Origin of the sequence: Burkholderia sp. ZZQ-2 (genome assembly GCF_050768715.1) — a bacterium.
Taxonomy (GTDB): Bacteria; Pseudomonadota; Gammaproteobacteria; order Burkholderiales; family Burkholderiaceae; genus Burkholderia; species Burkholderia cepacia.
This window is the reverse complement of record NZ_LDVA01000214.1, coordinates 1-1,803: the sequence shown is the minus strand read 5'-3', so window position 1 is coordinate 1,803 and position 1,803 is coordinate 1. Positions and strand designations below refer to the sequence as shown.

Here is a 1,803-nt window from a genome sequence, read left to right as displayed (position 1 = left end):
GCGCGAGCACGGCGCCGATGCGCGACACGTCGCGGATCGCGACATGCTCGCCGCGCAGGTGCGGCAGCACGAAGCGCGTGACGAGCGCGGCGGCCGTCAGCCCGACGATCGAATACAGCCCGAGCTGCACGAGGCCGGGGAACCCGGAGAACAGCATCGACGCGAAACCGCACACGGACGTCAGCACGCCGAGCCGGATCGTCGGCCAGTACGCGGCGACCCAGGCGCGCGTCGCGTCGGCCGGTCGCGCCGCGCCGCGCGTGCCGGCCTGCGCCGATTGCACGAACAGGTAGATCGAATAGTCGACGGCTTCGCCGATCAGCGTTGTACCGAAACCGAGCGTCAGCCCGTGGACCGTGCCGAACGCGACGCTGACCGCCGCGATTCCCGCCGCGACGCCCGTCAGCACCGGCAGCAAGCCGAGCGCGAGCGTGCGCGGCGAACGGTACAGCGTCAGCAGCAACGCGACGATCAGCACGACGCTCGCCGTCGACAGCCGTTCGACGTCGTGCCGGATCGTGTCGCGCGTGTCGACCGAGAACACGCCGGGGCCTGTCATCGCGAGCGTGGCGGCGGCGGCGTTCGGCATGGCCTGCTTCGAGGCCTGCTTCGAGGCGGCGAACGCGCGGCGCACCGCGTCGATCGCACGGGCCTGGGCATCGGTATCGGAACCGGCGGCGGCCGTCTGCACGACGAGTACCGCGCGGGTGCCGTCGCGCGACGCCCACACGCCGTCGCGGCTCGCCGGTTGCGCCGCGCCGTCGAGCTGGTCGACGAGCGCGGCGACTTCGCCGGTCGGGTCGCGCGGCAGCAGCGCCTTGGCCACGAGGCCGGCCGACGAGCTCAGCAGGTCGAGGCTGTCGCCGAGCGCCTGGTGCAGGCCGTCGGCGCTGAAGCGCTGCGGCGTGACGGCCGGGCTCAGCAGATAGCGGTGATCGAAGATGAACTGCCGGTCGCGCGCATCGTTCGCCGCTTCGCCGTTGTGAACCGCGGCGAACTGCGGATCGGCGCGCAGCGTGGCGGCCACGCGCCGCGACAGCGCGGCGCGCGTGGCTGCATCGCCGCCGTCGATCGCGACGAGGATCAGCCGCGACACGATGCCGTCGCGCAACTGGTCGACGAGCACGCGCTGCCCGGCGCTCGGCGAACTCGGCAGGAACGCGGACAGGTCGGCCGTGAAGTGCGCGCGCCCGATCGCGATGCCGCACGCGACGAGCGCGAGCAGCCACACGAGCACCGCGCGCTGCCGCAGCGCGTGCAGGCGGCGGGCGACCGGCGAAGACGGGGGCCGGGTGCGTTCGTCCATCAGTTCGGGTTCGCCGGAACGGGTTGCAGGCGCATCACCGAACGGTCGCCGTCGGCCTGCCGGATCGCGACGCTGCGCAACAGGTCGCGCGTGCCGTCGAGCGTGATCGTGCTGACGACCTTCAGCATCCGTGAGTCGAGCGGCGTGAGCGTCAGCGTCCAGTCGTCGCCGCGCCCGGCGAGCGCGACCTTGTAGACCTGTTCGAGCGCGAAGCGGTTGCCGGCGAGCGTCGCGCGGATGCTGTCGATGAACGCGCCGAGTTCCGGATAGCGCGCGAGCGCGAGCGTGTACTTGCGGCTGTTGCGCTCGACGGTGAGCATGTCGCCGTCGACGACGAGGTGTTCGGGCTTCGGGCTCAGCGTGTGCTTCTCGAGATGGTCCGGCGCGACGAACACGAGTTCGCCGGACGATTCGACCGGCTGCGTCGCGATCGACAGGTACTTCGTCTCGGTGAACGTCGCACGCCCCGACTTGTGCTGCGCGAGCGTCGACATCAG

At 71.8% G+C, this 1,803-nt stretch carries 2 protein-coding genes; both read right to left on the bottom strand.

Translation table 11 applies throughout. From position 1 onward, the window contains the following. Positions 1-1,306: MMPL family transporter (locus ABY44_RS14765; protein ID WP_431641362.1), on the bottom strand; the 1,306-nt coding region annotated here is incomplete at its 3' end. Then, the coding region (locus ABY44_RS14760; RefSeq protein ID WP_431641361.1) for an outer membrane lipoprotein carrier protein LolA at positions 1,306-1,803 on the bottom strand (498 nt) is incomplete at its 5' end. The genes ABY44_RS14760 and ABY44_RS14765, both read right to left, overlap by 1 nt.